The 25334-nt window shown below is 68.4% G+C and carries 19 protein-coding genes; 7 read left to right on the top strand and 12 right to left on the bottom strand.

From position 1 onward, the window contains the following. Nucleotides 1-2: 2 nt before the first annotated feature. From WJ16_RS07010 to WJ16_RS07000, 3 genes are read left to right on the top strand one after another with little or no spacing between them, the layout of a single operon-like run. Complete coding sequence (locus tag WJ16_RS07010) at nt 3-2204, top strand: FUSC family protein (RefSeq protein ID WP_069256441.1); 2202 nt, start codon at nt 3-5, stop codon at nt 2202-2204. Next, on the top strand, nt 2201-2404 hold the full coding sequence (locus WJ16_RS07005) for a DUF1656 domain-containing protein (protein ID WP_011351756.1): 204 nt from the start codon (nt 2201-2203) through the stop codon (nt 2402-2404). The genes WJ16_RS07010 and WJ16_RS07005 overlap by 4 nt, the downstream gene beginning before the upstream one ends. Nucleotides 2405-2416: 12 nt before the next feature. Next, a complete protein-coding gene (locus WJ16_RS07000; RefSeq protein ID WP_069256440.1) occupies nt 2417-3292 on the top strand; it encodes an efflux RND transporter periplasmic adaptor subunit in 876 nt (291 codons plus the stop codon). Between the two features lie 24 nt (nt 3293-3316). Here the strand turns inward: WJ16_RS07000 and WJ16_RS06995 are convergent, their stop codons facing one another. Further along, the gene (locus tag WJ16_RS06995; protein ID WP_069256439.1) at nt 3317-4990 is read right to left on the bottom strand and encodes a methyl-accepting chemotaxis protein; all 1674 of its coding nucleotides are present in this window, start codon (nt 4988-4990) and stop codon (nt 3317-3319) included. Between the two features lie 407 nt (nt 4991-5397). Between WJ16_RS06995 and WJ16_RS06990 the strand changes: the two genes are divergently transcribed. After that, nucleotides 5398-6636 carry an MFS transporter gene (locus WJ16_RS06990; protein WP_069256438.1) on the top strand — a complete coding sequence of 413 codons (1239 nt, stop codon included), beginning with the start codon at nt 5398-5400 and terminating at the stop codon, nt 6634-6636. 66 nt (nt 6637-6702) lie between these two features. Here WJ16_RS06990 and WJ16_RS06985 read toward each other — a convergent pair whose 3' ends face one another. Both WJ16_RS06985 and WJ16_RS06980 read right to left on the bottom strand, forming a co-directional pair. Further along, a complete protein-coding gene (locus tag WJ16_RS06985; protein ID WP_069256437.1) occupies nt 6703-7500 on the bottom strand; it encodes a 5'-methylthioadenosine/adenosylhomocysteine nucleosidase in 798 nt (265 codons plus the stop codon). Beyond that, on the bottom strand, nt 7497-9860 hold the full coding sequence (locus WJ16_RS06980) for a UvrD-helicase domain-containing protein (protein WP_069256436.1): 2364 nt from the start codon (nt 9858-9860) through the stop codon (nt 7497-7499). The genes WJ16_RS06985 and WJ16_RS06980 overlap by 4 nt, the downstream gene beginning before the upstream one ends. A 224-nt stretch (nt 9861-10084) precedes the next feature. On the opposite strand from WJ16_RS06980, the gene WJ16_RS06975 reads away from it, so the two are divergent. Then, a complete protein-coding gene (locus WJ16_RS06975) occupies nt 10085-12952 on the top strand; it encodes a valine--tRNA ligase (protein WP_069256435.1) in 2868 nt (955 codons plus the stop codon). A gap of 87 nt (nt 12953-13039) precedes the next feature. Beyond that, nucleotides 13040-13924: a UTP--glucose-1-phosphate uridylyltransferase GalU gene (galU, locus tag WJ16_RS06970; RefSeq protein WP_069256434.1), complete on the top strand. Its 885-nt coding sequence runs from the start codon at nt 13040-13042 to the stop codon at nt 13922-13924. A gap of 64 nt (nt 13925-13988) precedes the next feature. On the opposite strand, the gene WJ16_RS06965 is transcribed toward galU, so the two are convergent. The 7 genes from WJ16_RS06965 to WJ16_RS06935 all read right to left on the bottom strand — a co-directional run bounded on the left by WJ16_RS06965 (nt 13989) and on the right by WJ16_RS06935 (nt 21308). After that, nucleotides 13989-14606 carry a DUF4136 domain-containing protein gene (locus tag WJ16_RS06965; protein ID WP_069256433.1) on the bottom strand — a complete coding sequence of 206 codons (618 nt, stop codon included), beginning with the start codon at nt 14604-14606 and terminating at the stop codon, nt 13989-13991. A 37-nt stretch (nt 14607-14643) separates the two neighbouring features. After that, on the bottom strand, nt 14644-17031 hold the full coding sequence (locus tag WJ16_RS06960; protein WP_069256432.1) for a CHASE2 domain-containing protein: 2388 nt from the start codon (nt 17029-17031) through the stop codon (nt 14644-14646). A 10-nt stretch (nt 17032-17041) separates the two neighbouring features. Then, nucleotides 17042-18421, bottom strand: a complete 1380-nt coding sequence (locus tag WJ16_RS06955; RefSeq protein ID WP_069256431.1) for a FecR family protein — start codon at nt 18419-18421, stop codon at nt 17042-17044. Beyond that, a complete protein-coding gene (locus WJ16_RS06950; RefSeq protein ID WP_006490421.1) occupies nt 18418-19122 on the bottom strand; it encodes a response regulator transcription factor in 705 nt (234 codons plus the stop codon). Before WJ16_RS06950 ends, WJ16_RS06955 begins: the two co-directional genes overlap by 4 nt. Before the next feature lie 271 nt (nt 19123-19393). Then, the gene (locus WJ16_RS06945) at nt 19394-19816 is read right to left on the bottom strand and encodes a peptidase (RefSeq protein WP_069256430.1); all 423 of its coding nucleotides are present in this window, start codon (nt 19814-19816) and stop codon (nt 19394-19396) included. A gap of 212 nt (nt 19817-20028) precedes the next feature. Continuing rightward, complete coding sequence (locus tag WJ16_RS06940) at nt 20029-20256, bottom strand: sulfurtransferase TusA family protein (RefSeq protein WP_006402122.1); 228 nt, start codon at nt 20254-20256, stop codon at nt 20029-20031. A gap of 116 nt (nt 20257-20372) precedes the next feature. After that, nucleotides 20373-21308 carry a LysR family transcriptional regulator gene (locus tag WJ16_RS06935; RefSeq protein ID WP_069256429.1) on the bottom strand — a complete coding sequence of 312 codons (936 nt, stop codon included), beginning with the start codon at nt 21306-21308 and terminating at the stop codon, nt 20373-20375. A gap of 113 nt (nt 21309-21421) precedes the next feature. Here WJ16_RS06935 and WJ16_RS06930 point away from each other — a divergent pair, with 113 nt between their 5' ends. Then, on the top strand, nt 21422-22942 hold the full coding sequence (locus tag WJ16_RS06930; RefSeq protein ID WP_069256428.1) for a CoA-acylating methylmalonate-semialdehyde dehydrogenase: 1521 nt from the start codon (nt 21422-21424) through the stop codon (nt 22940-22942). A gap of 57 nt (nt 22943-22999) precedes the next feature. Here the strand turns inward: WJ16_RS06930 and WJ16_RS06925 are convergent, their stop codons facing one another. Beyond that, on the bottom strand, nt 23000-23884 hold the full coding sequence (locus WJ16_RS06925) for a MurR/RpiR family transcriptional regulator (RefSeq protein ID WP_069256427.1): 885 nt from the start codon (nt 23882-23884) through the stop codon (nt 23000-23002). Between the two features lie 272 nt (nt 23885-24156). Beyond that, a complete protein-coding gene (locus WJ16_RS06920; protein WP_069256426.1) occupies nt 24157-25329 on the bottom strand; it encodes a Gfo/Idh/MocA family protein in 1173 nt (390 codons plus the stop codon). Nucleotides 25330-25334: the final 5 nt, after the last annotated feature.

The following is a 25334-nucleotide window of genomic DNA, read 5'->3' as shown; positions in this document are numbered from 1 at the left end:
CCATGTCAGCCTCCTCCCCCGCCTCCACGCCTGCCGGCGGCCCGTTCGCGACCTGGAGCACCGCGTTCGGCGACTGGGCCCGCACCGACGGCGCCGCGTGGCTTTATCTGTTCAAGGCGCTGCTCGCGACCTTCATCGCGCTCGGCGTGTCGATGCGGCTCGACCTGCCTGCACCGAAAACGGCGATGACCACGGTGTTCATCGTGATGCAGCCGCAAAGCGGCGCGGTGCTCGCGAAGAGCTTCTACCGGGTCGCCGGCACGATCTTCGGGCTCATCGCGACGCTCACGTTCGTCGGGCTGTTCCCGCAGCAGCCGCAGCTGTTCCTGCTGGCGGTCGCGGTGTGGATCGCGCTGTGCACCGCGGGTGCCGCGCGCAACCGCAACTTCCGCAGCTACGGCTTCCTGCTCGCCGGCTATACGACCGCGCTGATCGGCCTGCCCGCGTCGCAGCACCCGGACGGTGCGTTCATGAGCGCGATGACGCGCGTGTCCGAAGTCATCATCGGGATCGTGTCGGCCGGCGTGGTCAGCGCACTCGTGTTTCCGCAATACACGGGCGAGCAGATGCGCACGACGGTGCGCAAGCGCTTCGGCAGCTTCGTCGACTACGTCGCGTCGGCGCTGTCGGGCCAGCTCGACCGCGCGCACATCGAGACCATCCACACGCGCTTCGTCGCCGACGTGGTCGGCTTCGAAGCCGCGCGCAGCATGGCCGTGTTCGAGAATCCGGACACGCGCATGCGCAGCGGCCGCCTCGCCCGGCTGAACAGCGAGTTCATGAGCGCGTCGAGCCGCTTTCACGCGCTGCACCAGCTGATGAACCGGCTGCACGCGGCCGGCGCGCAGGCGGCGATCGATGCGATCGAACCGTATTTCCGCGAAATCGCGCCGCTGCTCACGCGCCACGGCGAACCCGTGCGCACGTCGATCGACGCCGCGCACTCGGCCGAGCAACTGCTCGCGTGGCGCGACGCGCTGCCGCGCCGCATCCGGGCGACGCGCGCCGCACTCGAAACGCAGCCCGGCTTCCCGCTGCTCGACTTCGACACGGCCGCCGAGCTGCTGTACCGCTTCATCACCGACCTGCAGGAATACGCGGCGACCTACGCGTCGCTCGCGACCGCGACCCACGAGCGCGAACGCTGGATCGAACGCTACGAGCCGCGCACCAACCGGACGGCCGCCACGATCGCCGGCATCCGCACCGCGACGGTCATTCTCGCGCTGGGCTGGTTCTGGATCGAGACCGCCTGGCCGAGCGGCGTGATGCTGGTGCTGAACGCGGCGGCGACCTGCGCGCTCGCATCGTCGGCGCCCCGCCCGACCGCGATGGCCGCGCAGATGGGAATGGGCACCGCGCTGGCCGTCTGCACCGGCTTCCTGCTGATGTTCGGCATCTACCCGCGGATCGACGGCTTCTGGCTGCTGTGCGCGGCGCTCGCGCCGTTGCTGGCGATCGGCATCTACATGACGCTGAAGCCGAAGCTCGCGGGCTACGGGATGGGCTACCTGATCTTCTTCTGCTTCCTCGCCGGCCCCGACAGCATCACGCACTACGATCCCACCAGCTTCATGAACGACGCACTCGCCCTGCTGCTGTCGATGCTGGTCTCGGCGATCGCATTCGCGGTGATGTTCCCGCCGACCGCGCCGTGGCTCAAGAAGCGGCTGCTCGCCGACCTGCGCCACCAGGCCGTCGCGGCGTGCCACGCGCGGCTCGCCGGATTGCGCACGCGTTTCGAGAGCGGCGCGCGCGACCTGATGTACCAGGCGCACTCGCTGTCGGCCGACCAGCCCGACGTGCAGCGCGACGCGCTGCGCTGGATGTTCGCGGTGCTCGAAACCGGCAACGCAGCCATCGACCTGCGCCACGAGCTGGCCACGCTGCCGCCGGACCCGCGCTATGCGCCGACGATGCCGTGGCGACGCGCGATCGAGACGATGCGCGCCGCGCTGTCGTCGCTGTTCACGCGGCCCGACGCCGAACGCTTCGATGCGACGCTCGCCGCGGTCAACGACGCGATCGACGCGACCCGGCAGACGCTCGACGCGTTCACGCCGTCGCGCGACGAACGCCACCGGCTGCAGCGCATCCTGAGCCATCTGCATTTCGTGCGCACGGCGCTGCTCGATCCCGAATCGCCGCTCGCCGCGCTCGACCGCAACCGCCCCGTGCGTCCCCAACCAGGAGCCTCGTCATGATGCCGCGTGAAATCGCCATTCTCGATGCCTACATGCCCACGGTGGTGCTGATGTTCGTCCTCGGCGCGCTCGCGACCTGGGCCGTCGACCGCCTGCTCGCCTATACGGGCCTCTACCGTCTCGTCTGGCACCCGTCGCTGTTCCGGGCCTGCCTTCTCGTCTGCATTTGCGGCGGACTGAGTCTTGCCGTTTACCGTTGATTCCGAACCATCATGATTCTCAGAAAACTCTTCGGCTTCGTCGCGACCGCCGTCATTCTTCTCGTCGCGATCCTGATCGGGCGCTCGCTGTGGGTGCACTACATGGACGATCCGTGGACGCGCGACGGGCGCGTGCGCGCCGAGATCGTCAACGTCGCGCCGGACGTGTCGGGCGCGATCGTCGAGCTGCCCGTGCATGACAACCAGCTCGTGAAAAAGGGCGACCTGATCATGCAGATCGATCCGTCGCATTACCAGATCGCGGTCGAGCAGGCGCAGGCGGCCGTCGCCGCCCGCCGCGCGGAACTGCAGATGCGCCGCGACGACGCGGCACGCCGCGCGGATCTCGATGCGCTCGTCGTGTCGAAGGAAAACCGCGAGAACGCGGCGCACAGCGCGTCGAGCGCCGATGCGCAGTATCAGCAGGCGATCGCCGCGCTCGACGCCGCGAAGCTCAACCTCGAACGCACACGCGTGGTCGCGCCGGTCGACGGCTACGTCACGAACCTGCAGACGTTCAAGGGCAACTACGCGGTGGCCGGGCAGGCGAAGCTCGCGATCGTCGACAGCCATTCGTTCTGGGTCTACGGCTACTTCGAGGAAACCAAGCTGCCGCGCGTGAAGATCGGCGCGCCGGCCGAGATGCGGCTGATGAGCGGCGGGGTGATGAAGGGCCACGTCGAGAGCATCTCGCGCGGCATCTACGATCGCGACAACCCGCAAAGCCGCGACCTCGTCGCGGACGTGAACCCGACGTTCAACTGGGTGCGCCTCGCGCAGCGCGTGCCGGTGCGCATCCGGATCGACGAGGTGCCGGCCGACGTGGTGCTGTCGGCGGGCACGACCTGCACGGTCATCATCGATCCGGACGCGAAGAAGAAGTCGTAAGCGCGTCGCCCCGCGTCGCGGCGCTTACGCGGCGAGGCGAAAGCGCCCGACCAGCGACTTCAGCGCCTGCGCCTGCTCGTCGAGCGCATTCGCCGCGGCGGCCGCCTGTTCGACGAGCGCCGCGTTCTGCTGCGTGCCGGCATCCATCTGCGTGACCGCGCGGCCGATTTCGTCGATGCCGGCGCTCTGCTCGTCCGATGCGGCGGAGATTTCGCCGATGATGTCGGTCACGCGCTTGACCGCGCGTACGACGTCGTCCATCGTGCGGCCCGCATCGTGCGCAAGTGCGGCGCCGTTCGCGACGCGCTCGACCGACGCGCCGATCAGCGCGCGGATCTCCTTCGCCGCGGTCGCCGAGCGCTGCGCGAGCAGGCGGACCTCGCCTGCGACCACCGAGAAGCCGCGCCCCTGTTCGCCGGCGCGCGCGGCCTCGACCGCCGCATTCAACGCGAGTATGTTCGTCTGGAACGCGATCCCCTCGATCGTGCCGATGATGTCGCGGATGTTCTTCGCGCTGTCGTCGATCTCGCTCATCGTCGCCACCACGCGGCCGACCACTTCCCCGCCCGTTTCCGCGACGGCCGACGCATTGGCCGCGAGCGCGCTCGCCTGCCGAGCGTTCTCGGCATTCTGCCGGACGGTCGACGTGAGCTGCTCCATGCTGGCCGCGGTGCGCTCGAGCGCGACGGCCTGCTGCTCGGTGCGCTTCGACAGATCGAGGTTGCCGGTGGAAATCTCGCCCGACGCGGCGGCGATCGCCTCGGCGCTGACGGCGATCTCGCCGACGGTCGCCGCGAGCCCCGTCTGCATCTCGGCCAGCGCACGCACGATGCTGTCGCGGTCGTGCCGGCCCAGCTCGATCGGTCGTGTCAGGTCGCCGCGCGCGATGTCCGCGGCGATCGCCTTCGCATGCGCGGGCTCGCCGCCGAGCTGCGACACGAGGCGGCGCACGACACGCTCGGCGATCACGATCGCGAGCACGATCAGCGCGCCCGTCATCGCCGCGATCATCGCGAACGACGACGAGAAAATGGTCGCGGACGCATCGAGCGTCGCCTTCGATTTCGCGCCGCGCGTCTTCACCAGTTCGGCGACGAGTTTCTCGAGCTTGCCGGTTTCGACCAGCAGCGACACGTCCTGCGTGCCGACCTGCCAGTTCATCTGCGACAGGTCGAGCGGCTGCGCGCGCACGAGCGTGACGAAATCGCGCAGATGCGCGCTCCACGCGCCGACCGCCGTCGAGAATGCCCGCAGGCGCGCCGAATCGTCGGCATCGGCCGGATCCGCGTAGCGCTGCAGCGTGCCGAGTGCCTGGCCGATCGACGCGAGCCCCGCGCCGACGTCGGCGCCCAGGTCGTCGCGCTCCTTCGCGGTGGTCGCGGTCAGCAGCATCTTCTGCGCGCGGCTCGCGCGCAGCACTTCGGCGCGGACCTCCTCGGCCGCGCGGCTCGCGACGTGGCCCTGTTCGTAGACCGACGCGATCGACGCATTCAGCCGGCTGATCTGCCACAGCGAAAACACGCCGATCGCGAGCGTCCCGGCGAGCAGGATCGCGAATGCGGCGCGCAACGTCGCCTTGACGGTCCACGGCCGGCGCGCGCGACGCGCCGCGCGCACGCGCCGTGCGGCGCGGCCGGCGGCAACGTCGTGTGCGGCGGCCGCCGCACCGGGCTGTGGAGGCAAAGATGCTGCTTTCATCGAACTATCCCCGTATTGATCACGCGGCCGGAAAGGTCGGTCCCGGCGTTCCCGCGATGGCTGGCCATGCCGCGCGTCCTGCGCCCGCACGGCGGATAGCCGGTGCCGGGCGCGGCGCGCCTGTTGTCATTGGGTCGTACTACGGCCGCCATCGCCGCTTCTTGAGTCCGGGAAACCACGTACCGGCCCCGGCGCCGCCCCTCCGCTTGCGGGCGGGCGCGCCGCCAGCGTTATACCCGGCCAAAAAAACCGGTACCGGCCGATCCGTCCGAGGAATGTCCGATTCACGATAAAACTTGTCCTGACATTCTCGATACGCCACATTACACTTCTTTGACGCAGCAACGATTCAAGACGCGCCGCCCCCGACAGAGCGCGCCCGCCACCTCAACTCGTTCAGCTCTCACATGGAAACCAGCCTCGACTCCGGCGCCGCCGCCGCTACCGCTTCCCAGCCTTCCGCCCCTCCCGTCGCCCGCACCGTGTACCCGGTGCTCGGCGCGATCAGCTTCTCGCACATGCTCAACGACATGATCCAGTCGTTGATCCTCGCGATCTATCCGATGCTCAAGAGCCAGTTCGCGCTGTCGTTCGCGCAGATCGGCCTGATCACGCTCACCTACCAGATCACCGCGTCGCTGCTGCAGCCGCTCGTCGGCCTCTATACCGACAAGCGTCCGAAGCCCTATTCGCTGCCGGTCGGCATGGGCTTCACGCTCGCGGGGCTGCTGCTGATGTCGGTCGCGCCGAATTTCCCGATGCTGCTGGTGGCCGCGGCGCTCGTCGGCTGCGGGTCGTCGGTGTTCCACCCCGAATCGTCGCGGGTCGCGCGCATGGCGTCGGGCGGCCAGCACGGGCTCGCGCAGTCGGTGTTCCAGGTCGGCGGCAATGCGGGTTCCGCGCTCGGGCCGCTGCTCGCCGCGCTCGTGATCATTCCGCACGGCCAGCACAGCATCGCGTGGTTCTCGGCAGCCGCGCTCGTCGCGATGATCGTGCTCACGCAGATCGGCCACTGGTACAAGAAGCATCCGTCGATGAAGAAGAAGGCCGCGGCGGCCGGCCACCCGACCCTGTCGCGCGGCCGCGTGATGGGCGCGATCGGCGTGCTGGTGCTGCTCGTGTTCTCGAAGTATTTCTACCTCGCGAGCATCAACAGCTATTTCACGTTCTATCTGATCGACAAGTTCCACCTGTCGGTGCAGGCCGCGCAGATCCACCTGTTCGTGTTCCTCGCGGCCGTGGCGGCGGGCACGCTGATCGGCGGCCCGGTGGGCGACCGGATCGGCCGCAAGTACGTGATCTGGGTGTCGATCCTCGGCGTCGCGCCGTTCACGCTGCTGCTGCCGTACGCGAACCTGTTCTGGACCAGCGTGCTGACCGTGATCATCGGCATCGTGCTGGCATCGGCGTTCGCCGCGATCCTCGTCTACGCGACCGAACTGATGCCCGGCAAGGTCGGGATGGTCGCGGGGCTGTTCTTCGGCTTCGCGTTCGGCCTCGGCGGCGTCGGTGCGGCCGTGCTCGGCCAGCTCGCCGACGCGACGAGCATCACGTTCGTCTACAAGGTGTGCTCGTTCCTGCCGCTGATCGGCGTGCTGACGGTGTTCCTGCCGAACCTCGAAAGCAGCCGGCGCAAGAACGCGTGACGAACCGGCCGCGGCGGGGTTGCCGCGGCCGTTCGATCGATCCGGAGGAGAAATACGACGGCGGCTTCAGGCCGCCGTCGTCGCATGCAGCGTCAGGAAACGCTTGAGGATGCCGGACGAATAGCTGCTCGCGATCGCCGACAGGAAATGCGAGAACGACTGCGTCGCGTGATCGTCGGCCGTATCGGAAATCGTGCGCACGAGCGCGAACGGCACGTCGTGTTCCGCGCACACCTGCGCGATCGCCGCGCCTTCCATCTCGACCGCGAGCGCGTCCGGCAGCGCGTCGCGCAACGCGACGACCTCGTGCTCGCTCGACACGAAGCGGTCGCCGCTGATGATGAGCCCGCCGTGCAGCGTCGCGCCGGCCAGCCCGAAGCGCTCGGCGAACTGCGCGCCCTCTTCCGCGACGAACAGCGTGCAGGCGGCCTTCAGGCGCGCGGTGAGCGCCGCGTCGGTCGCGAAACGCGTGATGCCGAGCAGCGGCACCTCGTAGCGCGGAAACAGCGGCGACGCATCGAGGTCGTGCTGCAGCAGCGTATCGGCCACGACGACGTCGCCGACCCGCACCGTGCGCGACACGCCGCCCGCGACGCCGGTGAACACGACGCCCGCGACGCCGAACACGTGGATCAGCGCGCTGACCGTGGCCGCGGCCGCGACCTTGCCGACCCGCGCGAGCGTCACGACGCAGGCCGCGCCGTGCACGGTGCCGACGTGATAGTCGCGGCGGCCGAGCGTGACCGTCTTCATCGCGCCGTCGGCGCGCATCGCGGCGATCAGGTCGCCGAGTTCCTCGGGCAGCGCGGCCAGGATGCCGAGCGGACGGGCCGAATCCGCACCCGCGATGTCGATGTCCATCATTCCACCGCCTGCAGCTTCGCGACCGCGAGCGCGAGCCACTTCTCGCCGTGCCGCTTGAATTTCACCTGCGCCTTCGCGTCGGTGCCGTTGCCTTCGAGCGCGGTGACCGTGCCTTCGCCGAACTTGGTATGGAACACCTGCTGGCCGACCCGGAAGCCGGCATCGGCCGCCCGCTGCTTGTCCGCGAACGCGGGCAGCGGCGCAGACACGGCCGGATCGACGATCTGCTCGCGGCTGCCGCCGCCGGGCCGCGCGAACCAGTCGCGCCCGTAGCCGGCGTTGTCCGAACGGCCGCCCCAGCGCGAACCGGCCTCGACCTTCGGCGTCAGCCACTTGAGCACGTGCTCCGGCAGTTCGTCGAAGAAGCGCGAGCGCACGTTGTAGCGCGTCTGGCCGTGCAGCATCCGGCTTTGCGCGAACGACAGGTAGAGCCGCTCCTTCGCACGCGTGATCGCGACGTACATCAGCCGGCGCTCTTCCTCGAGGCCGTCGGATTCGAGCACGCTGTTCTCGTGCGGGAACAGCCCTTCCTCGAGGCCCGTGATGAACACGGCCGAGAATTCGAGCCCCTTCGCCGCGTGCACGGTCATCAGTTGCACGGCGTCCTGCCCGGCCTGCGCCTGGTTGTCGCCGGCCTCCAGCGACGCATGCGACAGGAAGCCCGCGAGCGGCGTCATCGTGTCGGGGTTCTGCGCCGGGTCGGCGGGCGACACCGGATCGAGCACGTCGAGCGCCGGATCGTCGGTGGCCGTGCCGAGCTCGGGCGCCGCGATCGCGCCCGCGCGCAGCGGGATCGACCGGGCGGGCGTGTCGAGCCCGTAGCCTTCCTCGGCGATGAACGCGGTGGCCGCGTTCACGAGTTCCTGCAGGTTTTCGAGGCGATCCTGGCCTTCGCGCTCGCCCTGGTAGAAATCGGCGAGACCGCTGGCGCGCACGATGTGCTCGACGGTGTCGGGCAGGTTCATGTGCTGCGTGTCGGCGCGCATCTTCGCGACCAGGTTCGCGAACCCGCCGAGGCTCGTGCCGGCCTTGCCGGTCACGTACGGAATCGCGGCGGCCATCGAGCAGCCGTACAGGCGCGCGGCGTCGGCGAGCTGCTCGATCGAGCGCGCGCCGATCCCGCGGGTCGGGAAGTTCACGACGCGCGCGAACGCGGTGTCGTCGTTCGGGTTGTCGATCAGGCGCAGGTACGCGAGCGCATGCTTGACTTCCTGACGCTCGAAGAAGCGCAGGCCGCCGTACACGCGGTACGGAATGCCCGACGACATCAGCGTGTGCTCGATCGACCGCGACTGCGCGTTGCTGCGGTACAGGACGGCCACTTCGCTGCGCGCCATCCCGGTGTTGATCAGCGAACGGATCTCCTCGACGATCCAGCCCGCTTCCTGCGAATCGGTGCTCGCCTCGTACACGCGCACGGGCTCGCCGTGGCCCGCATCGGTGCGCAGGTTCTTGCCGAGACGGTGCGCGTTGTTCGAGATCAACTGGTTCGCCGCATCGAGGATGTTGCCGTGCGACCGGTAGTTCTGCTCGAGCTTGATCAGGTTGCGCACGCGGAATTCGTCTTCGAAGTCGCGCATGTTGCCGACGTTCGCGCCGCGGAACGCGTAGATCGACTGGTCGTCGTCGCCGACCGCGAAGATCGCGTTCTCGCCGCCCGCGAGCATCTTGAGCCACGCGTACTGCAGCTTGTTGGTGTCCTGGAACTCGTCGACGAGGATGTGCCGGAAGCGCGCCTGGTAGTGCGCGCGCAGCGGCGCGTTGTACGCGAGCAGTTCGTAGCAGCGCAGCAGCAGCTCGGGGAAATCGACGACGCCCTCGCGCTGGCACTGCTGGTCGTACGCCTGGTACAGCTCGACGAACTTGCGGTTGAAGTTGTCGCTCGCGTCGACCTTGTCCGGGCGCAGCCCCTGCTCCTTCGCGTTGTTGATGAAGTACTGGACGTTCTTCGGCGGGTACTTTTCGTCGTCGACGTTCGCGGCCTTCATCAGCCGCTTGATCGCGGACAGCTGGTCGGCCGTGTCGAGGATCTGGAAGGTCTGCGGCAGGCCGGCATCGCGCCAGTGCGTGCGCAGCATCCGGTTGCACAGGCCGTGGAACGTGCCGATCCACATCCCGCGCGTGTCGATCGGCATCATCGCCGACAGGCGCGCCATCATCTCGCGCGCGGCCTTGTTCGTGAAGGTGACGGCCAGCACGGTGGGCGGCGATGCGTAGCCCTGCTGGATCAGCCACGCGATGCGTGTGATCAGCACGCGGGTCTTGCCGCTGCCCGCCCCCGCGAGGATCAGCGCCGGTTCGTTCGGCAACGTGACGGCGGCGAGTTGTTCGGGGTTCAGATTGGCGAGCAGGTCGGGCATGGAGCGGCAGCGAACGGGCGAGGAAAATGCGGACCCGACATTATAAGTCGGCCGCGCGATGCTGTTCCCGATCCGTTCGACAGCAAGTTGCAAGCGGGTCGCGGGCACGCTGCGGCCGCGTCGCGACGGGCCCGCGCCGGCAAGGCGATGGCTGGTGGATGTGCATCCATTTATAATCGTCGGATTCGGCATCCAATTCACGCATTTTTCGGCAGATTTCCAACATGAGCGACAACACGCTTGCGAAGAGTTTCGAGCCCCACACCATCGAGTCCCAATGGGGGCCGGAGTGGGAAAAGCGCGGTTACGCGGCCCCGGCATTCGACCCGGCCCGCCCCGATTTCGCGATCCAGTTGCCGCCGCCGAACGTCACGGGCACGTTGCACATGGGCCACGCGTTCAACCAGACGATCATGGACGGCCTCGCCCGCTATCACCGGATGCTCGGCGAGAACACGCTGTGGGTGCCCGGTACCGACCACGCGGGGATCGCGACCCAGATCGTCGTCGAGCGCCAGCTCGATGCGCAGGGCGTGTCGCGCCACGACCTCGGCCGCGAGAAGTTCGTCGAGCGCGTATGGGAATGGAAGGAAAAATCCGGTTCGACGATCACCGGCCAGGTGCGCCGCCTCGGCGCGTCGACCGACTGGTCGCGTGAATACTTCACGATGGACGACAAGATGTCGGCCGCCGTGCGCGACGTGTTCGTCACGCTTTACGAACAGGGCCTGATCTATCGCGGCAAGCGCCTCGTCAACTGGGATCCGGTGCTGCTGACCGCCGTGTCGGACCTCGAAGTCGTAAGCGAAGAGGAAAACGGCCACCTGTGGCACATCCGCTACCCGCTCGTCGACGGCTCGGGCTCGCTCACCGTTGCCACGACGCGTCCGGAAACGATGCTCGGCGACGTCGCATTGATGGTCCACCCGGAAGACGAACGTTACGCGCACCTGATCGGCAAGCTCGTCACGCTGCCGCTGACGGGCCGCGAGATTCCGGTGATCGCCGACGACTACGTCGACCGCGAGTTCGGCACGGGCGTCGTGAAGGTCACGCCCGCGCACGACTTCAACGACTACCAGGTCGGCCAGCGCCACAAGCTCGCGCCGATCGAGATCCTGACGCTCGACGCGAAGATCAACGACAACGGCCCCGAGCAGTATCGCGGCCTCGACCGCTTCGACGCGCGCAAGGCGATCGTCGCCGACCTCGACGCGCAAGGCTTCCTCGATTCCGTGAAGCCGCACAAGCTGATGGTGCCGCGTGGCGACCGCACGGGCGTCGTGATCGAGCCGATGCTGACCGACCAGTGGTTCGTCGCGATGACGAAGCCGGCGCCGGAAGGCACGTTCAATCCGGGCAAGTCGATCACCGAAACGTCGCTCGACGTCGTGCGCAGCGGCCAGATCAAGTTCGTCCCGGAAAACTGGACGACCACCTATTACCAGTGGCTCGAGAACATCCAGGACTGGTGCATCTCGCGCCAGCTGTGGTGGGGCCACCAGATTCCCGCGTGGTACGGCGAGAACGGCGAGGTGTTCGTCGCGCGCAACGAGGAAGAAGCGCGCGCGCAGGCCGCCGCGAAGGGTTACGCGGGCGCGCTCAAGCGCGACGAGGACGTGCTCGACACGTGGTTCTCGTCGGCGCTCGTGCCGTTCTCGTCGCTCGGCTGGCCGAACGAAACGCCTGAACTGAAGCACTTCCTGCCGTCGTCCGTGCTCGTCACGGGCTTCGACATCATCTTCTTCTGGGTCGCCCGGATGGTGATGATGACCACGCACTTCACGGGCCAGGTGCCGTTCCACACCGTGTACGTGCACGGCCTCGTGCGCGACGCGGAAGGCCAGAAGATGTCGAAGAGCAAGGGCAACACGCTCGACCCGATCGACATCGTCGACGGCATCGACCTCGACACGCTGGTCGCGAAACGCACGACGGGCCTGATGAACCCGAAGCAGGCCGCGACGATCGAGAAGAAGACGCGCAAGGAATTCCCGGACGGCATCGCCGCGTTCGGCACCGACGCGCTGCGCTTCACGATGGCGTCGATGGCCACGCTCGGCCGCAACGTGAACTTCGACCTCGCGCGCTGCGAAGGCTATCGCAACTTCTGCAACAAGCTGTGGAATGCCACGCGCTTCGTGCTGATGAACTGCGAAGGCCACGACTGCGGCACCGACAAGCCGGAAGTCTGCGGCGCGGGCGATTGCGGCCCGGGCGGCTACCTCGACTTCTCGGCGGCCGACCGCTGGATCGTGTCGTTGCTGCAGCGCACCGAAGCCGACATCGCGAAGGGCTTCGCCGATTACCGCTTCGACAACATCGCGAGCAGCATCTACAAGTTCGTGTGGGACGAGTACTGCGACTGGTATCTCGAACTCGCGAAGGTGCAGATCCAGAACGGCACGCCGGAACAGCAGCGCGCGACGCGCCGCACGCTGCTGCGCGTGCTCGAAACGGTGCTGCGCCTCGCGCACCCGGTCATCCCGTTCATCACCGAAGCGCTCTGGCAGAAGGTCGCGCCGCTCGCGGGCCGCTATCCGCAAGGCAAGGCGGAGGGCGAAGCGTCGCTGATGACGCAGGCGTATCCGGTCGCGAACCCGCAGAAGATCGACGAGGCGTCCGAACAGTGGGCGGCCGACCTGAAGGCGATCGTCGACGCGTGCCGCAACCTGCGCGGCGAGATGAACCTGTCGCCGGCGACCAAGGTACCGCTGCTCGCCGCGGGCGACGCCGAGCGCCTGCGCGCGTTCGCGCCGTACGTCCAGGCCCTCGCGCGCCTGTCGGAAGTGCAGATCCTCGCGGACGAAGCGGCGCTGGACAAGGAAGCGCACGGTGCGCCGATCGCGATCGTCGGGCCGAACAAGCTGGTGCTGAAGGTCGAGATCGACGTCGCGGCCGAACGCGAACGTCTGTCGAAGGAAATCGCGCGCCTGACGGGCGAGATCGCGAAGTGCAATGCCAAGCTCGGCAACGAGGCATTCGTCGCGAAAGCGCCGCCGGCCGTGGTCGAGCAGGAACAGAAGCGCGTCGCGGAATTCCAGAGCACACTCGAGAAACTGCGCGCGCAGCTCGATCGGTTGCCTGCGTAACAAACCGTAAGGTCGATTGCGTTCACTATAATGCGGACGTGAACATAGACCGTCTGACAAGTCGATTACAGAAATAAAGGTTCGATCATGTTGAAAGTTACGAAGGCGGTGTTCCCCGTCGCCGGTCTCGGCACGCGGTTCCTCCCGGCAACGAAGGCGAGCCCGAAGGAAATGCTGCCGGTCGTCGACAAGCCGCTGATCCAGTACGCGGTCGAGGAAGCGATCGCCGCCGGCATTACCGAGATGATCTTCGTCACCGGGCGCAGCAAGCGCGCGATCGAGGATCACTTCGACAAGTCGTACGAGATCGAGGCCGAGCTCGAGGCGCGCGGCAAGGAGAAGCTGCTCGAACTCGTTCGCAGCATCAAGCCGAGCCACGTCGACTGCTTCTACGTGCGCCAGCCGGAAGCGCTCGGCCTCGGCCATGCGGTGCTGTGCGCGGAAAAGCTCGTGGCCGACAATCCGTTCGCGGTGATCCTCGCCGACGACCTGCTCGACGGCAACCCGCCCGTGATGAAGCAGATGGTTGACGTGTTCGACCACTATCACAGCTCGGTGATCGGCGTCGAAGAGATCCCGCCGTCGGAGACGAAGTCGTACGGCATCGTCGACGGCAAGGAGTGGGAAGAGTCGATCGTCAAGATGTCGGCGATCGTCGAGAAGCCGGCGCCGGAAGTCGCGCCGTCGAACCTCGGCGTGGTCGGCCGCTACATCCTGAAGCCGCGGATCTTCGAGCACCTGCGCGCGCTGAAGCCCGGCGCGGGCGGCGAGCTGCAGCTCACCGACGCGATCCAGGCGCTGCTCGCCGACGAGCAGGTGCTGGCCTACAAGTATCAGGGCACGCGCTACGACTGCGGCAGCAAGCTCGGCTACCTGAAGGCGACGGTCGAATTCGCGCTGCGCCATGCGGAAGTCGGCACGGATTTCGACGCATACCTGCGCTCGCGCAACGGCGCCCACCCGGCCGACTGAACGCGGCAAGGGCGCGACGGCTCGCTGCGGCGAGCCCGCCCTCACCTCACCGGCCGCACCGCGCTCAGCGCGCGTCGGCCGGCTTCACCAAGACGACGCCCGGCATTGCGCCCGCGTCGTCTTTTTTCGTCTTGACGAGCCAGCCGCCGCCTTCGCCGAACGGCACCTTCGCGAGCGCGCTCTTCACGAGCGCCGGCGCAGCCTGTTGCGTGCCGGGATCGCGATCTCGCAGCGCAGCCGACACGCGGTAGACGTCGGCGCCCGATTTCGCGTCGACGAAGCGCAGCGTCAGCACATGGCGGTACACGCGCCCCATGAACGGCAGGGGGAGCGGCGCCGGACCGTCAACCGTCACGCACGCGCTGCTCGCGGCGCCGCACCCGGCGGCGCTTGCCGCGACCGACGCCGGCTGCGTCGCATACGCGATCGACAGCCGGTAGCGCGCGGCCGGGAGCGGTTTCACATCGAAGCCGCGGTGCGCGAGTTCGTCGCGCACGAGCGCCTCGATCTGCCGGTATTCGGCGTCGCCCGCCTGCGCGGCCGTGCGCACGATGTCGTAGCCGTGCGCGTCGGACGCGAACGCGTTCGGCTGCCCGATCGCGCTCACGCCGCTCGTCACGCCGCCGGCGCAACCCGTCAACAGCGACACCGCCAGCGCGGCCGCTGCCCATTCCTTTCTCATGGCTTTCCCCAAATGCCTGCCGTCGCGCCCGGCCCTGTCAGGCGGACGGCTCGTCCATCGCGGGCAGCGACACCGTCACCGCGGTGCCGACACCCACCTCGCTGTCGACCGACACGCTGCCCCCATGGCGCGTGACGACCGTCTTCACGAATGCCATGCCGAGCCCGGAACCCGAGATTTCGGGCCGCTCGCCGGCATGGAACCGCTTGAAGCGCTCGAACAGATGCCGCTGATCTTCCGGCGCAATGCCGTATCCCTGATCGCGAATCGTACAGAACATCCGTTTCGATGCGTGCTCGACCGCCAGCGTACACGTGATCACGGTATCGGATGGACTGTATTTGACCGCGTTGTTCAACAGGTTCACGAACGCGCGCGTGAGCAGCGAGCGGTCCGCGCGTACCCAGCACATCCCGGTGCCGACGTCGGTGTCGATGCGGATGTGCTTCGCCTGCGCCTGCGGCCATACCTCGTCGCTCGCATCGATCAGCACGTCGACGAAGCTCGTCGTCTCGAGCTGGTATGCCTGCGACTCGGCGCGCGCCAGCTGCACGAACTCGTCGGCCAGCGACAGCGCACGGTGCGCATAGCGCTCGATCCGCGCGAGCAGCCCGCGCATCGCGTCGGTCTCGACGCGGTCGCGCTCGATCTCGACGAGCGCGAGAATCGACGACTGCGGCGAGCGCATGTCGTGCGACAGCAGGTGCAGCGCTTCCTCGCGCTGCCGCTCCGCCGCGTGCAGTTCGGTCACGTCGACGAGGCCGGCGATCCAGCCCGTCACGCGGCCCTGCGCGTTCGTGCAAGCCGCGTAGCGTAACAGATGGTCGAGCCCGTCGCGATCGCGCACCTCGATGCCGCGCGCCATCGCGTCGTGTTCGGCCTCGAGCGTCGGGTCGAGCGCGGCCGGCCAGTGTTCGCGGATCGCCGCATCGTGGTCGGCGTTGCCGTCGACGGTCTTCATGAACGTCAGCTCGCCGAGCGCGGTGCGCAGCGGCCGCCCTTCCGGCAGCGGCAGCGCGAGACGCGACCCGTAGCGCTTGGCCGCATGGTTCGCGATCAGCACGGTGCCGGCCAGGTCGGTCACGAAGATCGGCTCCGGCATGCTGTCGAGGCTGTCCCACACGAAGCGCTTCATGTCCTGCACGCGCTGCGCGGCTTGCGCCATCAGCGCCATCTGCCGCTCGAGCACGTCGCCGCCGACGTTGCGCGTGCGCGGCGCCTCCGGCAGCAGGTGCGGCTCGTCGGCGAGCCGCTGCAGCTCGCGGCGCAGGTACGACATCGTCATTTCCAGGCGCCGCCAGTTCCAGATCGGGTAGACGGCGATCAGCCCGAAGATCGCGGGCGCCGGCGACAGCCAGATGCGCGCCTCGACCAGCAGCGCGAGGCTCGCGACGACGGCGAGCGCGGCGAGGCTCAGCGTCAGCAGCAGCGCGCGCCACGGCGACAGCATCAGGAAGCCGCCCAGCAGCACGGCGAGCGGCAGCAGCGACGCGGCGAACAGGCCGGCGCCCGACGCAGGCGAGATCGCGCTGCCGGTGGCCAGCATGTCGAGCACGTTCGCATGGATATAGACGCCGGCGAGCGGCCCGAACTCGCCGGACACGGGCGTCGCGAAGCGGTCGTACAGCCCCGACGCGGTCACGCCGACGACGACGATCTTGCCGCGCAGCGCATCGGGCTTCACGCGCCCTTCGAGCACGTCGTCGAACGACAGCGTCGGATAGGCGGGCGTGTTGCGGCTGAACGGGATCAGGTAGCGGCCCTCGCCGTTCGCGTCGCGCGACAGGTCGTGCGCGTGGGCGCCGGGCACGCCGCCGACCGGATGCAGCCGGCCGGCCTGGATCGCGCGGTACACGGGCACCATCAGTTGCGGCCAGCGCACGCGGCCGTCGCTTTCGAACAGCGCAACGCTGCGAACGATGCCGTCGGGGTCGACTTCGAGGTTGATGTGACCGAGCCCGACCGCGCGCGCCGCGAGCGCGGCCACCGGCGGATCGACCACGCGCGAGCCGTCCGCCTGTTCGGGGCTCAGCAGCACGGGCAGGAAGGTCGGCACGCGGCTCATCGCGTCCGCGAACGCGCGATCCTCCGGCGACGGTTCTGTAAACAGTACGTCGTAGACGACGGCGGCCGGCTGCGCGCGCGCCAGCGTGTCGAGCAGCCGCGCATGCACGTCGCGCGACCACGGCCAGCGGCCGAGCGCGGACACGCTCTGGTTGTCGATGTCGACGACGACCACGTCGGGCGACAGCGGCAGGCTGCGCAGCATCAGCAGCCGGTCGTAGATCAGGCCGTCGACGCTCGCCGACAGGCGGCCGAGCGCGCACGCGAGAATCACCGCGATCCCGAGGCAGCCGATCGCGATCCATTCGATCAGGAAGCGGCGGCCGAGATGCCGCCGCGGGGATACGGAGTCGGGTTTCATGCGCCGCGGATCAGCGCGACAGCGTGAACGCGCCGACCGGACTGGTCTTCTCGTAGAACTTGCCGCCTTCGAACTCCTCGACGGTCACGGCCCAGAAATAGTCGCCCGGCGGCAGGTGCGCGACGGTGATCTGACGCGCATGCAGGCCGACCTGGTCGACGACAGGCGCGCTCAGGTCCTTCGAGCGCGACAGCACGAACCGGTAGCGCGCGCCCTTGCCCGCGCCGTTCGGCGACCAGCGGAACTCGTAGCCGCTCGCGCCGGGCGACGCGCTCGCGTCGAGCCCCATCGCGCGGCGTTCGAACGCGTACGTGCGCGGCTGGCCCTCGAGGCCGTTCGCGTCGATCGCGGCGACCCGAACGAAGTAGTTTCCGTTCGGCACGTTGCGGAACACCGCGCGCGGCGAATCGGTACGCGTTTCGCGGAACAGGTCGAGCAGCCCCGCGTCGTGCGCGAGCTGCACGCGGTACGCATGCGCCTGTTCAAGCGGCGCGACGTCGAACGTGACGTCGGGCTCGTCCTGCACCTTGTCGGGATGCGCAAGCGCCGGTGCGGGCAGCAGCTCGACGGGCGCGCCGACCGCGCCGGACGCCGTCGCGACGCTGCCGAAATTCGCATGCACGAGCGTCGGGGTGGCCGACTGGCGGCCGCCCGCGACGCCGACGGTGCCGTCGAGCACTTCGACGCGCGTCGACGCCGTGCCGGCCGCGTCGTAGTTCACGCGAAAGCGCGTGCCGCGCACGCCGGCCACGACCGACGGCGAACGGATCTGGAAGCGGTCGTCGCGCTTCTTCAGGTGGGTGACCTCGCTTTCGACCGAGCCGCGCGTGAGTTCGAACTCCCGATCGAGCGTGCCGGTCAGCACCGTGCGGCGCAGCGACTTCAGGTCGAGCTGGCTGTCCGGCGGCAGGCTCATGTGCGTGCCGTCGGACAGTTCGAGCGTCACAAAGCCGTTCGGGCCCGTGCGTACGCGATCGCCCTCGGCGAGCGTCGCATCGCTCGCGAGCGGCGAGAAGACATTGCCGGCGACATTATTGCCGGACGCGCGTTCCGCCGCGCCCTGCACCGCGACGACGCGCGCGGTCAGCTTTTCCTTGCGCAGCCGCGCCACCGGCAGCTTCAGCGCGATGCCGGGCTGCAGGCGCTTCGGCGCAGGCACGCCGTTGATCTGCTGAAGCAGTTGCCAGTCGTCCGTGCCTTGCAGGTAGCGTGCGGCGATGTCGTACAGCGTGTCGCCCGCGTGCGTGCGATACACGACCATCTTGCCTGCTGCCGCGGCCGCCGGCTGCGCGGCCGCATGCTGCGCGGCGAACGCAAACGCGGCCACGCAGACGGCGCGCAGCGCGGCCGTGCGCAGGTTCGCCGCGCGCTGCATGATGTGTCGGGTCACTCCGGTTCTCCCTGGCCGACCCGTTCGAGCCGGTAGCCGTAGCCGTAGATCGGCGCGAGGCGATAGCCGTTTTCGGGCCGCAGGCCGAGCTTGGTGCGCAGCATCGAGATATGCGTATCCATCGTGCGCGACGGGATGTCGGTCGCCTGCTTCCACACGAGATCGAGAATATGGGCGCGCGACAGCGGCCGGTCGAGGTGCTGGAACAGCAGCAGCGCGAGCTCGAATTCCTTCTGCGTGAGGCTCACGGCCTTGTCGCCGACGTAGGCCTGCTTCAGGTTCACGTCGAAACGGAACTGATCGAATTCGCGAACGGTGGCCTCGGCGTTGACCGGATACGCGCGGCGCAGCAGCGAGCCGATGCGCGCGCGCAGGATCGGGCCCGACACGGGCTTGACCACGTAATCGTCGGCGCCGGCGTTGAGGATCTGCGTGATCCCCGCCTCGTCGTCGCGGCTCGTCATGAAGATGATCGGCAGGCTGTGCTCGGTCTGATTGGCACGCACCCACTTCAGCACTTCCTCGCCGGACATGTCGGGCACGTTCCAGTCGAGGACCAGCAGATCGAACGTCTCGCGCTGCAGACGCTTCTTCAGGGCCTTGCCTTCCTTGAACGCATAGCACGTATGGCCAACGGCCGTCAGCGTTTGACTGACGAAATCCGTCTGGGCCGGATCGTCATCCAGTACAGCAATTCTCATAGCACCCCGCAAATCGAAATCGATTCGTCCAGTTCAGCTCTCCGCCTTCATCCAGCCGCGCGACACGTGTGCGGCGGCGTCCGGATATCGGCCGTCGAGCCGTCGTTCGCCGCTCGCGCCACCTGCGCAAACCAGCGACCCCGGCCAAGCATCTCAAAAACGGGGCACGGACGAACCGGCGATTTCATCATAGTAGTATGAAATTCGCCAACAAATTGCGCGGACTACCGTCTTTTCTTCGAATAATCCTTCCTGCCGTGCAATCTGGCGCCTAGTCGACGCGCGCCACGCCCGTCGCCGGCTCGGCGACATCGTCGGCCGGCACATGCGGTGACAGCCGCTCCGGACGCGCCGGTTGTGCCAGCATCCGCTGCAACTGCCCGCGCACACGCTCCCATGCGGTGGCCGCGTAGTCCGGCTGGCTCGCCGCCCACGCGTGCGCCAGATCGAACACGCGCTCGATCGTCGCACCGCAGTAAGTCGGGCCCGAGCCCTCGCGCTGCGCGGCATCGCGCAGCCGTTCGTCGAGCCACTCGGCCAGCCACGGCATCTCGGCCGCGGCGGAATCCGCGTACGCCTCCAGCGCGGCACGCGCGTGGCGATCCTGTTGCGGGTCGAGCTCGATACGGCTCAGCCCCGATACGCTGCGTTCCGCTTCGGACGGACTTCGAATGGTCCCTGGTCTGAAGGACATGTCCTCTCCCCGTTGTACGACGGTAGCGCCAGGCATGGCCCCCGTGCCCGCCGTACGACGTACCGTGGCCGGCGCATCCGCTGGGAGCGGACGACCGGCCGGGTCAGTATACGCAGGCGGTCGCGAAGCGAGGTTTAAGAATTGTCAGAGAAGCGTGGCCGGCGCGGCGCGGCCGTACGGCGCCCGGGCGGCCGGCACCGCGAGGCGCGCCGTCAGCGGCGGCGCATCAGGAACACGAAGGTCTTGTCCTGCGTCGTCGATTCGACGATCTCGTTGCCCGTCTGCTTCGCGAACGCGGCGAAGTCGCGCTGCGAACCCGGATCGGTCGCGAGCACCTTGAGGATCTGCCCGCTTTCCATATCGGCGAGCGCTTTCTTGGCACGCAGGATCGGCAACGGGCAATTGAGCCCGCGCGCGTCCACTTCCTTGTGAATCTGCATCGGCTGTCGACCTTCGAATGACGCGCCACACGCGGCGCGGGAGGAAGCGGCGATTTTACCGCAGCGCCGCCCCGGCTGCCCGGACGGCCCCCGGCCGGCGCCCGCGGGCGCGAGGCTCATGCGCCGGAGAAGCCGCCCGCGAGCCGTTCGCGCAGGTGCCGCACGAGCGCGCGCACCGCGCTCGGCACGACCGGGCTGTACGGCCGGATCGCGAAGATGTGGTCGCCGAACGCGCCGGACGGCCGCCAGCCGTCGAGCAGCGTGACCAGGCGGCCCGCGTCGAGGTCGCGCTGCGCGCTGAAATCCGGCAGCAGCGCGATACCGAGCCCGCCGAGCGCGGCCTCGCGCATCGCCTCGCTGTTGTTCGCGGCGAAGCTGCCGCGCACCGGCACGCTCACGCGCTGACGCCGCCGGCCGTCCGGCTCGAAACTCCAGGCGGCCGGTTCGTTGTCGCGCAGATAGCACAGGCAGCTGTGCTCGACCAGTTCGCTCGGGTGCCGCGGCGCGCCGCGCGCGTCGAGATAGTCGCGGCTCGCGACGAGCAGCGAGCGCGTGTCGCACAGCTTCCACGCGACGTGGGTCTGCGGTGCGGTGGTCGTATGGCGGATCGCGAGGTCGAAGCCTTCCTGCGTCAGCGAATGCAGCCGGTCCGACAGGTCGAGCTCGATCTGCACGCCTGGATGCAGCCGCAGGAAATCGGGCAGGTGCGGCACGACCTGCTGGCGCCCGAGCGCGACCGGCACCGTCACGCGCAGCAGCCCGCGCGGCTCGCCGGCCAGATCCTTCACGCGCGCGAAGTGCTGTCCGATCGACTCGAACGCGTCGCGCGTGCTGTCGACGAGCGTCTGGCCCGCATCGGTGAGCCGCACGCTGCGCGTCGTGCGCCGCACGAGCGGCACGCCGGCCGCCTTTTCGAGATCGGCGATGCGCTGGCTCATCGCGGCCTTGCTGATGCCGAGCCGCTGCGCGGCAGCCGTGAAACTGCCGGCCGCGGCCAGCACCGTCAGCGAATGGATATGCGGCCAGAGCGCCTGGACATTTTGCTGATTCATCCACCGATTATTCAGAATTCTGAACAGTGAATCAAGTTTCGCGGCCTTCTCCCGCCCTGCGCGTTTGCCTAGACTGGGTGCTGTCCATCCCACCCGATTCCCCAGGAGACACGATGAATCCGGTTCCCGCTTACACCTCCGACGCCGACGTCGGCCACTATGTCGACGGCGCGCCCGTCGCCGGCCGCAGCGGCCGCTTCCAGGACGTCCTCAACCCGGCGCTCGGCCGCGCGGTGCGCCGCGTGGCGCTCGCCGACGACAGCGAAGTGCAGCAGGCCGTCGCGTCGGCCCATGCCGCGTTCCCGGCCTGGGCCGAGACGCCGCCGATCCGCCGCGCGCGCGTGCTGCACCGCTTCCTGCAACTGATGAACGAGCATCGCGACGCCCTCGCGGCGATCATCACGGCCGAGCACGGCAAGGTGTTCTCCGACGCGCAGGGCGAAGTCGCACGCGGCATCGACATCATCGAATTCGCATGCGGCGTGCCGCAACTGCTGAAGGGCGACTTCACCGACCAGGTCAGCACCGGCATCGACAACTGGACGATGCGCCAGCCGCTCGGCGTCGTCGCGGGCATCACGCCGTTCAACTTCCCGTGCATGGTGCCGTGCTGGATGTTCCCGGTCGCGCTCGCGACGGGCAACACGTTCGTGCTGAAGCCGAGCGAGCGCGACCCGTCGGCCGCGCTGTTCATCGCCGACCTGCTCACGCAGGCCGGGCTGCCGCCCGGCGTGTTCAACGTCGTGCAGGGCGACAAGGGCGCGGTCGACGCGCTGCTCGACCACCCCGATGTACAAGCGGTCAGCTTCGTCGGCTCGACGCCGATCGCGGCCTACGTGCAGCAACGCGCGGTGCAGTCGGGCAAGCGCGTGCAGGCGCTCGGCGGGGCGAAGAACCACCTCGTCGTGATGCCCGACGCGAACCTCGAGCAAGCGGTCGACGCGCTGATCGGCGCCGCGTACGGGTCGGCCGGCGAACGCTGCATGGCGATCAGCGTCGCGGTGCTGGTCGGCGACGTCGCGGACAAGATCGTGCCGCTGGTGGCCGAGCGCGCACGCAAGCTGGTGATCGGCGACGGCATGCAACCGGAAGTCGAGATGGGCCCGATCGTCACCGGCGACGCGCTCAAGCGCATCGAAGGCTACATCGAGCAAGGCGTGAACGAAGGCGCGCAACTGGTGGTCGACGGCCGCGGGCTGCGTGTGGCCGGCCGCGAGGCGGGCTTCTTCACCGGCGGCACGCTGTTCGACCACGTGACGCCCGAGATGCGCATCTACAAGGAGGAAATCTTCGGGCCGGTGCTCGGCTGCGTGCGCGTGAAAGATTTCGGCGAAGCGGTCGACCTGATCAACGCGCATGAATTCGGCAACGGCGTGTCGTGCTTCACGAGCGACGGCGGCATCGCGCGCGAATTCGCGCGGCGCATCCAGGTCGGCATGGTCGGCATCAACGTGCCGATTCCGGTGCCGATGGCGTGGCACGGCTTCGGCGGCTGGAAGAAGAGCCTGTTCGGCGACATGCATGCGTACGGCGAGGAAGGCGTGCGCTTCTACACGCGCCAGAAGTCGGTGATGCAGCGCTGGTCGTCGAGCATCGGCAAGGGCGCCGAATTCGCGATGCCGACCGCGAAGTAAGTCCGCCGCTGTGCCGCCCGCGCGATCGATCGGCGGGCGGCGCATCGGCCATCGCGTTCAGCCGGCCTGCGTGCCGTGCGCGCCGTCGGCGGTCGGCAGATACGACAGTTCGAGCCGGTACGCGAGCGCGACGAACAGGCTCTGCGCAAGGCCCATCGTGGCCGTCAGCGCGCGGAAACCGAACGTCGCGCTGTCCTGCACCATCAGCGTCACCTCGGCTTCCCGCGCGAGCGGGCTCATCCGGCTGTCGGTGATCGCGATCAGCCGCGCGCCGCGCTGCACGGCCTGCTGCGCGACCTGCACGGTTTCCTCCGCATACGGCATGAACGAGATCACGATCATCACGTCGCCCGCGCGCACCGAGCGGATCTGCCCGAGATGCATGCTGCCGAGCGCGCTGAACAGCCCGATGCGCTTGTCGGTGTGCTGCAGCGCATAGTCGAGGTACACGGCGATCGGAAACGCACGGCGCGAGCCCGCGATCCAGATCGCCTGCGTGTCGGCGAGCAGGTCGACGGCCTGCGCGAGCGCCTGCGAATCGAGCGTCTGCCGCAGTTGCTGCATCCCGGCGATGCTGCCCTTGATGAACTCGTCGGCGATCTGTTCGGGCTGCAGGCTCGACGAGCCCGATTCGATCACGTCGCGCAACCGCAGGTTGTACGCGCGCCCCGGCGCGATCTGCTGCGCGAGCCCCTCGCGGAACAGCCGCTGCATCTCGGAAAAGCCGGAGAAGCCGAAATGCTTCGCGAAGCGCACGACGGCCGACGGCTGGACGCCGCACGCCTCCGCGAGCGACTGGATGCCTTCCAGGCCAAGCTGGTCCCGATGCGTTTCCACGTGGCGCGCGATCACCTTCAGGCGATTGCTGAGGCCGTCGTATTCCTGCGTCAGATGCTGCAGGAACTGCTCGACGGTGGCGGGAGGTTTCTCGGATGAACTCATCGGATAGCGCGAAGTTGACGGCCCCGATGCGCGCGCGATGCGGGCGGGCGCGGCCCGGGGCTCACCTGGATACATGCATGAAGGGCGAATTTAATCACGTTTGCGGCACGGCCCGCGCCGCACGCTCGCTCCCACGCGCTCGATCATCACTTGCCTACGCTCCACGGCGGTACTGGAAGCGATTGTCCGACGCTCTCGCGGCGCCGTAAAGATCAGGGTGTCTACCAAGGCCGGCCGCCACGGCAGCGCGCGGCGCAACCGGCCTGCCCTGCTCAGCGATAGTCGACCCACACGCCGCCCGCATCGGCGGAACGCACGCAGTTCTCGACCCAGCGCACGCCTTCCACGCCCGCATGGACGTCCGGATAGCGGATGTGCTTCAACGCGGCGGCGTCGCCGCGATCGGCCGCATCCATCGCCAGCGCGAAGCGCGCGTAGAGATTCGACCACGCTTCGAACAGCCCTTCCGGATGCCCGGCGCCGATCCGATCCTCGCGCAACGCGTGCGGATGCAGATAGCCCATTCCGCGATCGAGCACCTGCGCGGGTTGGCCCTGCACTTCGTAGCGCAACTGGTTCGGATGCTCGTCCCACCATTCGACGCTCGCCTTCGAGCCGATCACGCGCACCTTCTGGCTGTGCATCGAACCCGCGTTCACCGCGCTCGACCATACGTAGCCGACCGCGCCGGTGTCGTATTCCATGATCGTGAACGCGTTGTCTTCCAGCGGCGCGCGGCTCTTCACGAAGCTCTGCCGCGAACACATCAGCCGCCGTATCTTCAGCTCGGGCGCCATCACCTCGGAGATGTACAGCGGATGCGTGCCGATGTCGCCGAGCACGTAGCTCGGGCCCGCGAACTTCGGGTCGACGCGCCAGCGCGCGGACGCGCTCGCGGCCTCGACGCCTTCGCTGTGGAAGCCGTGCGCGAACTGCATCTGCACGATGCGGATTTCGCCGAGATCGCCGCGCGCGATCATCTCGCGCGCCTGCTCGATCATCTGGTGTCCGGAATAGCCGTACGCGACGCCGACGATCCGGTTCTTCTCGACCGACAGCCGCTGCAGCGTCTCGGCCTCGTCGGTCGTGAAGCACAGCGGCTTCTCGCAGACCACGTGCAGCCCCGCGTTCAGCGCCGCGCGGCAGATTTCGAAGTGCGTGTTGTTCGGCGTTGCGATCGATACCGCGCGGATGCCGTCCGGGCGCCGCGCCTCGGCGTCGAACATCGTCGCGTAGTCGGGATAGCAGCGTTCGGCCGCGACGCCGAGCTTCACGCCGAACTGGCGGCCGCGTTCGGGGTCGAGGTCGAACGCGCCCGCGAGCAACTGGAAGCTGCCGTCGCGCAACGCGGCCGACCGGTGGCTGTAGCCGATCTGGCTGCCGAGCCCGCCGCCGACCATGCCCCAGCGAATCGAATGTCCAAGCAGAATCTGTCCGTCAATCATGATGG

Origin of the sequence: Burkholderia metallica, assembly GCF_001718555.1 — a bacterium.
In the GTDB taxonomy this organism is placed as follows: domain Bacteria; phylum Pseudomonadota; class Gammaproteobacteria; order Burkholderiales; family Burkholderiaceae; genus Burkholderia; species Burkholderia metallica.
Note: the sequence above shows the minus strand (reverse complement) of the source record. Positions and strands in the feature narration are given on the sequence as shown.